Source organism: Methylopila musalis, from assembly GCF_042679725.1.
Lineage (GTDB): Bacteria > Pseudomonadota > Alphaproteobacteria > Rhizobiales > Methylopilaceae > Methylopila > Methylopila musalis.
Window position 1 is genome coordinate 1 of sequence record NZ_JBHTMX010000149.1, and the last position, 6,639, is coordinate 6,639.

General features: G+C 69.2%; 7 protein-coding genes. 2 read left to right on the top strand and 5 right to left on the bottom strand.

Annotation, left to right across the window (positions count from 1 at the left end; genetic code table 11):
• The 3 genes from ACFQ4O_RS13365 to ettA form a co-directional block, all read right to left on the bottom strand.
• Positions 1 to 462: GGDEF domain-containing protein (locus tag ACFQ4O_RS13365; RefSeq protein ID WP_378776189.1), on the bottom strand; the 462-nt coding region annotated here is incomplete at its 3' end.
• Between the two features lie 62 nt (positions 463 to 524).
• Entirely contained in the window at positions 525 to 1,319 is a 795-nt protein-coding gene (gene tam / locus ACFQ4O_RS13370) for a trans-aconitate 2-methyltransferase (protein WP_378776190.1), read from the bottom strand.
• 52 nt (positions 1,320 to 1,371) lie between these two features.
• A complete protein-coding gene (ettA, locus tag ACFQ4O_RS13375) occupies positions 1,372 to 3,024 on the bottom strand; it encodes an energy-dependent translational throttle protein EttA (protein ID WP_378776191.1) in 1,653 nt (550 codons plus the stop codon).
• Positions 3,025 to 3,257: 233 nt separating this feature from the next.
• On the opposite strand from ettA, the gene ACFQ4O_RS13380 reads away from it, so the two are divergent.
• Positions 3,258 to 3,992, top strand: a complete 735-nt coding sequence (locus ACFQ4O_RS13380) for a cytochrome c biogenesis CcdA family protein (protein ID WP_378776192.1) — start codon at positions 3,258 to 3,260, stop codon at positions 3,990 to 3,992.
• Positions 3,993 to 4,162: 170 nt separating this feature from the next.
• On the opposite strand, the gene ACFQ4O_RS13385 is transcribed toward ACFQ4O_RS13380, so the two are convergent.
• Positions 4,163 to 5,542 (bottom strand): aminotransferase, encoded by a 1,380-nt coding sequence (locus tag ACFQ4O_RS13385; protein WP_378776193.1) that lies wholly within the window; start codon positions 5,540 to 5,542, stop codon positions 4,163 to 4,165.
• 185 nt (positions 5,543 to 5,727) lie between these two features.
• Between ACFQ4O_RS13385 and ACFQ4O_RS13390 the strand changes: the two genes are divergently transcribed.
• Complete coding sequence (locus ACFQ4O_RS13390) at positions 5,728 to 6,066, top strand: hypothetical protein (RefSeq protein WP_378776194.1); 339 nt, start codon at positions 5,728 to 5,730, stop codon at positions 6,064 to 6,066.
• Here the strand turns inward: ACFQ4O_RS13390 and ACFQ4O_RS13395 are convergent.
• Positions 6,063 to 6,639: extensin family protein (locus ACFQ4O_RS13395; protein WP_378776195.1), on the bottom strand; the 577-nt coding region annotated here is incomplete at its 5' end. The two genes, ACFQ4O_RS13390 and ACFQ4O_RS13395, sit on opposite strands and share 4 nt — an antisense overlap.

Genomic DNA, 6,639 nt, shown 5'->3' on the forward strand with positions numbered 1-6,639 from the left:
GACCCGGCCGATCAGCGCGTCGGCGCCCGCGGCGTCCGCGATCGCGCGGGCCAGCGCCTGCAGCGCGCGGTCGCCGGCGTCGTGGCCGAAGTCATCGTTGACGGTCTTGAAGTGGTCCGCGTCCACCAGCAGCAACGCGCCGCCCCGGCGGCGGACGCCGTCGAGCGCGCCGTAGAAGCCGGCGTGGTTTAAAACGCCCGTCAGCCCGTCATGGCGCGCGAGGTAGCTCAGGCGGGCGTGCGCCTGGCTGAGCTCCGCGTTCAGGCTGCGCAGCCGTTCGGTCTGGCTCTGGAGATAGGCGCCGAGCGTGAGCGAAATGATGAGCGGGCAGGTCGCGGCGATGATCACGGTGACGGAGTCCGGCGTAAAGCCGAACAGCGCCGCGATGCCGAACGTCAGGGCGAGCGACATTGCGATCGCGATCAAGGTCACGACGCCGAGCCGCGCCACGAAGCGAAGCATGCCTCTGTTTCTCCGCCGAACCAAAACGGCTTTGATTCTCGCGCGCTCCGGTTAGCGCCGCCTCAACGGGCCGTGGCCACCATGAAAAGCCTCGGGAATCGCAGCAGAACCTTACCATCGGCGCGGGGCGTGTAGAACAGAGCGAGGCGTTGCGCGTAGGCTTCCTCGAAGGCCGCGCGCTCCGCGACGTCGAGCGGCCCGAGGAACGGCCGCAGGCCGGTGGCGCGCAGCCAGTCGACGATCGCCTCCACGCCGTCGAGCGGATGGGCGAAGGTGGTCGCCCAGATGTCCACGGACGCGCCGGCGGCGGTCAGGAGATCGTAATAGCGCTCCATCGGCAGGATCGGCGTGCGCGTCCCCGCGGCGTCGCCGAGGCGGTCCCGCCAGCGGCCGTCGAGCGCGGTCTCGCGCATGGCCGCATGGGAGGGCTCGCGCAGGTTGTCCGGCATCTGCACGGCGAGGACCCCGCCGGGCGCCAGCCGGCCGAGCAGGCGCGGAAACAGCGTCTCGTGCTCGGGCAGCCATTGCAGCGCGGCGTTGGCGAAGATCACGTCCGGCCGCTCGCCCCCGGTTGCAGCCCAGGCGGCGATGTCGCCCTCCTCGAAGCGCGCCGCGGGCAGGCGGGCGCGGGCGGCGGCCAGCATGTCGGGCGAGGAGTCGAGCCCGACGATCTCCGCCTCGGGGAAGCGGCGCGCCAGACCCTCGGTGGAGTTTCCGGGGCCGCAGCCGAGATCGACCGCAAGCGTCGCGGAGGCGAGGGGAACGCGGGCCAGAAGCTCCGCCGCGGGCCGGGTGCGCTCGTCCTCGAAGCGGAGATAGCGGGTCGCGGACCAGTCGTTCTGCGGCGTCGCGGCCATCTTTCGTCCCTCCATGCGAAAACGGCGGCCCGAAGGCCGCCGTTTCAAACCGTCAGCGCGAGAACTGGCGGTACTTGATGCGCTTCGGCTCCACGGCGTCGGGGCCGAGGCGGCGCTTCTTGTCTTCCTCGTAGTCCTGGAAGTTGCCCTCGAACCACTCCACGTGGCTGTCGCCCTCGAAGGCGAGCATGTGGGTGGCGATGCGGTCCAGGAACATGCGGTCATGGCTGATGATGACCGCGCAGCCGGCGTAGTCCTCCAGCGCCTCCTCGAGCGCGCGCAGCGTCTCCATGTCGAGGTCGTTGGTGGGCTCGTCGAGCAGCAGGACGTTGGCGCCGGACTTCAGCATCTTGGCGAGATGCACGCGGTTGCGCTCGCCGCCGGACAGGTCGCCCACCTTCTTCTGCTGGGCGGCGCCCTTGAAGTTGAAGGCGGAGACATAGGCGCGGGAGTTCACCTCGCGCTTGCCGAGATGGATCACGTCGGTGCCGCCGGAAATCTCCTCCCAGACGTTCTTGTTGGGGTCGAGCGCGTCGCGGGACTGGTCCACATAGCCGAGATGCACGGTGTCGCCGACCTTGATCTCGCCCTTGTCGGGCGTGTCCTGGCCGGTGATCATGCGGAACAGCGTGGTCTTGCCGGCACCGTTCGGGCCGATGATCCCCACGATGCCGCCGGGCGGCAGCTTGAACGACAGGTCCTCGATCAGCAGCTTGTCGCCAAAGCCCTTGGACAGGCCGTCGAACTCCACCACGTTGGCGCCGAGGCGCTCGGCGATCGGGATGACGATCTGCGCCGTGGTCGGGCCGGCCTCGGAGGCCTTGGCCACCAGGTCGTCATAGCGCTGGATGCGGGCCTTGTTCTTGGCCTGGCGCGCCTTGGGGCTGTTGCCCATCCACTCCTGCTCGCGCTTCAGCGTGCGCTGCAGGGCCTCCTCGACGCGGTTCTCCTGGATCATCCGCTTCTGCTTCTGGACAATCCACGACGAGTAGTTGCCCTCGTAGGGGATGCCGCGGCCGCGGTCGATCTCGAGGATCCAGCCGGTCACGTTGTCCAGGAAGTAGCGATCGTGGGTGATGATCAGGATCGCGCCCGGATAGTTCCGGAGGTGGTTTTCGAGCCAGTTCACCGTCTCGGCGTCGAGATGGTTGGTGGGCTCGTCCAGCAGCAGCAGGTCCGGCTCCTCGAGCAGCAGCTTGCACAGCGCCACGCGGCGCTTCTCGCCGCCCGAGAGCTTCTCGACGTTCCAGTCGTCCGGCGGGCAGCCGAGCGCCTCCATGGCCTGATCGACCTTGCTGTCCAGGTCCCACAGACCGAGCGCCTCGATCTTGTCCTGCAGCTCGGTCATCTCGTCCGCGGTCTCGTCCGAGTAGTTCATGGCGAGCTCGTTGTAGCGCTCGAGGATCGCCGTCTTGGCGGCGACGCCCTCCATGACGTTCTCGCGCACGGTCTTGTCCGGATCGAGCTGGGGCTCCTGCGCCAGATAGCCGATGCGGGCGCCCTTGGCGGCCCAGGCCTCGCCGGTGAACTCCTTGTCGAGCCCCGCCATGATCTTGAGCAGGGTCGACTTGCCGGCGCCGTTCGGGCCGAGAATGCCGATCTTGGCGTCCGGGTAGAAGGACAGGTGGACGTTGTCGAGCGTCTTCTTGGGGCCGAAGGCCTTGGAGACGCCGGACATGTGATAGATGAATTCGCGCTGGGCCATGGGGGCTTTCGTGCTCGCGGAAACCGTCAACGAGGGCGCGCGGCCGCATGCCGGCCGGCGGGGATGTCAGTGGGTCGGAGGTCTTCTAGCGCGCCGGTCTCCGGGGCGGCAAGGGCCGGCCGCGCGCGCCTCACGTTTGCGGGCGCGGACTTTCGCTCGCGGGCCGCTCGCGCTAGACGCTCCGGACCCTTGAACGGGCTCAGGCCCCCTCGCGCGACCGAGCGGATGCGACCATGATCTCCGACGTCACCCTTCCGGCCGTGTTCGCCGCCGGCGCGCTGAGTTTCCTGAGCCCCTGCGTGCTGCCGCTGGTGCCGCCCTATCTCTGCTATCTCGCGGGCTCCACGCTGGACCAGCTCGTCAGCGACGAGCGGCCGCGCTCGGTTTCGGCCCGGACGCTCGGGGCCGCGGCGCTGTTCGTGCTGGGCTTCGCGACCGTGTTCATCGCGCTCGGCGCCACCGCCTCGGCGCTCGGGCGGCTGCTGCTCGCCAACGCGCCGCTGCTGTCGAGCGTCGCCGGCGTCGCCATCATCGTGATGGGGCTGCACTTCCTCGGCGTGTTCCGCATCGGCTTCCTGATGCGCGACACCCGCATGGAGGTGCAGAAGCCGGTCGGGCTCTGGGGCGCCTATCTGATGGGGCTCGCCTTCGCCTTCGGCTGGACGCCCTGCATCGGCCCGGTGCTGGCGGCGGTGCTGTCGGTCGCGGCATCGGAGGCGACCGTCGCCCGTGGCGCCGGCCTGCTCGCGGTCTACGCCGCGGGGCTCGGCCTACCGTTCCTGATCGCGGCCTTCGCCATGAAGCCGTTCATCGCCTTCCTGAAGCGCTTCCGCGCCCATCTCGGCGTGGTGGAGAAGGTGACGGGCGGCCTGCTGGTGCTGACCGGCCTCGCCTTCCTCACCGGTTTCACCGCCACCGCCTCGTTCTGGCTGCTGGAGACCTTCCCGGGCCTCGCGACGCTCGGCTGACAGCCTGCTCCGACCTCGCGGGACCCCGTCGCTCAAGCATGCGTCATGCCCGCGCAGCGCGCGGGCATCCACGATTTTTGCGAAACGCGAGCGTGCGCGGCCAAGTCGTGGATGCCCGAGGCAAGCTCGGGCATGACGGGCGAATGAGGCTTCCAGAGAGGTCCGGCGCCTCAGGCCGCGCGGGCGTTTTCGGCCGTGGCCCAGGCCTCGGTGCGGTCGAGCGCCGCGGTCAGGCGGTCGAACAGCAGGTCGATCTCGGCGGCCGTGATCACCAGCGGCGGGCACACCGACACCGCGTCGCCGATGGCGCGCACGATCAGGCCCTCGTCCTGCGCGAAGCCGACCGCCTTGGCCGCGATGGCGCGCTTGGCGTCGAACGAGCGCTTGGTCGTCTTGTCGGCCACCAACTCCACCGCGCCGACAAGGCCGGTTCCCCGCGCCTCGCCCACCAGCGGATGGTCGCCGAGCGCCTTCAACCGCGCCTGGAACGCCGGGATGATCCCGTTCACATGGGCGAGGATGTTCTCGCGCTCGTAGATCTCCAGCGTCCTCACCGCGACGGCCGCCGCCACCGGATGCCCGGAATAGGTGAAGCCGTGGCCGAACACGCCGATCTTCTCGCTCTGGCGGGTCAGCGCCTCGTCGATCCAGTCCGGGATGATGACGCCGGCGATCGGCGCATAGGCCGAGGACAGCTGCTTGGCGATGGAGATGGTGTCCGGCTTCATCTTTAGCGCGGTGGAGCCGAACCATTCGCCGAGCCGGCCGAAGCCGCAGATCACCTCGTCGGCGATCAGCATCACGTCGTGCTTCTCCAGCACCGCCTGGATCTTCGGATAGTAGGTCTCCGGCGGCACGATCACGCCGCCGGCCCCCATCACCGGCTCGGCGATGAAGGCGGCCACCGTCTCCGGCCCCTCCGCCTCGATCAGCGCGTCGAGCTCGGCCGCGAGCCGGGTGGCGAAGGCCTCCTCGCTCTCGCCGGCCTCGGCGAAGCGGTAGTGGTGCGGGCAGCCGGCGTGGCGCACGCCCGGGATCGGCAGGTCGAAGTCGATGTGGTTGTTGGGCAGGCCGGTGAGGCTTGCGCTCGCGACCGTGACGCCGTGATAGGCCTTGATCCGCGAGATGATCTTCTTCTTCTGCGGCCGGCCAAGCGCGTTGTTCACGTACCAGACCAGCTTGACCTGCGTGTCGTTCGCCTCCGAGCCCGAATTGCAGAAGAAGACCTTCGCGGCCTTCATCGGCGACAGCTCCTTCAGCTTCTCCGCCAGCGCGATCGCCGGATCATGGCTCTTGCCGGTGAAGAGATGGGCGAAGGGCAGCTTGCGCATCTGCTCGGCGGCCGCCTCCACCAACTCCTCCCGGCCATGGCCGAGGGCGTTGCACCACAGGCCCGCCATGCCTTCGAGATAGGGTTTTCCGTCCACGTCGTAGACGAACACGCCTTCGCCCCGCTCCAGGATCAGCGAGCCCTGTCGCGGCAGCGTCGCAAGGTTGGAATAGGGGTGCAGCACGGTCGCGGCGTCGCGGGCCTGGAGATTGGTGACCATCGCGGGGAGACTCCGTCGGCGGGTTGTCGCTCTCTCCTAGCCCAGCCGTCGCGCCGCCGGAACCCGGGCTGCGACATGACGCGCAAACGCAAAAAAAGATGTCGCGCACGGCTCCGTTAACTGGAACGATAGTCTTGCCTCCTTCGTTTGGGGGGAGGTCCACCCCTGATCATCAGGTCACCACCATGCGGCTCGTCCTGCTTGGCGCTGCGCTCACGTTTGCGGCCTTCGCGGCCTTTTCCGACGTCACCTATCTCAGGGACGGCGGCTATGCCGGCGACCTGCCGGAGCACCGCCGGATCGACGTGCGCGCCGCGACCGACTGCGCGGACGTGATCGATCGCGCCGATCGGACGTTTGGCGACCACAACGGCTTCGCCTGCGAGCGCGTTCCGTTGGTCCGGCATGTGGCGAACGTGGTGCGGGACGCCTTCGAGCGCCACGACATCGTGGATGTGGCGCTGAACGCGCTTCGCACGGACGCGGTGGCCGGAAACGCCCAGGCCACTCAACCGACCCGCTAATCCACCGTCCACTGGCAGAGCCGAGACTGGGGATTGCGGCGTTTTCGCAAATCCAGATGCAGATGGTCCTCGTGCAGGCCGTCCGATCCTTGCCCCAGCACGGTCGCGAACCGCGCGCAGGCCGCAGGCTTCAGCGCCGCCGCGAACTCCTTTGGCAGGGCGTCGTCGTAGACGCCGAGGCGCCGGCCTTCGTCGAAGCTGAAGCCGGACAGGTCGACGGCGTTGGCGAGCCCATGTTCGCTCATCTTCGCGCCTTTGCGATTGTTCCGCCCCCGGCACACATAGGACGCGGCCACGTGGACGCCGGACAGCTTCACGCCCGCTTCTGCCGCGGCCGGAGCGAGGTCATCGCGGATGAGGCGGGCTGCGGCGACGGCCGCGGCGCAGGTGAGCGTCGCGGCGGGCGCGATTGTGACCTCCCGCCCGTCCGTCAGCGTCACCGCCGAAAGCGCCACCGGCAGGGCGGCGCCGCAGGAGCCGGGCCCGAGGATGGGCGGCGACGGGGCGGCGACCACGGGAAGGCGAGCGAGCGCCTGACAGTCCGGGTCGCGTTCACGGGCGGACGGCGCAGGC

Coding starts and splice junctions, on each gene's coding strand:
- tam (WP_378776190.1), bottom strand. CDS start 1,319: ATGGCCGCGACGCCGCAGAACGACTGGTCCGCGACCCGCTATCTCCGC.
- ettA (WP_378776191.1), bottom strand. CDS start 3,024: ATGGCCCAGCGCGAATTCATCTATCACATGTCCGGCGTCTCCAAGGCC.
- ACFQ4O_RS13380 (WP_378776192.1), top strand. CDS start 3,258: ATGATCTCCGACGTCACCCTTCCGGCCGTGTTCGCCGCCGGCGCGCTG.
- ACFQ4O_RS13385 (WP_378776193.1), bottom strand. CDS start 5,542: ATGGTCACCAATCTCCAGGCCCGCGACGCCGCGACCGTGCTGCACCCC.
- ACFQ4O_RS13390 (WP_378776194.1), top strand. CDS start 5,728: ATGCGGCTCGTCCTGCTTGGCGCTGCGCTCACGTTTGCGGCCTTCGCG.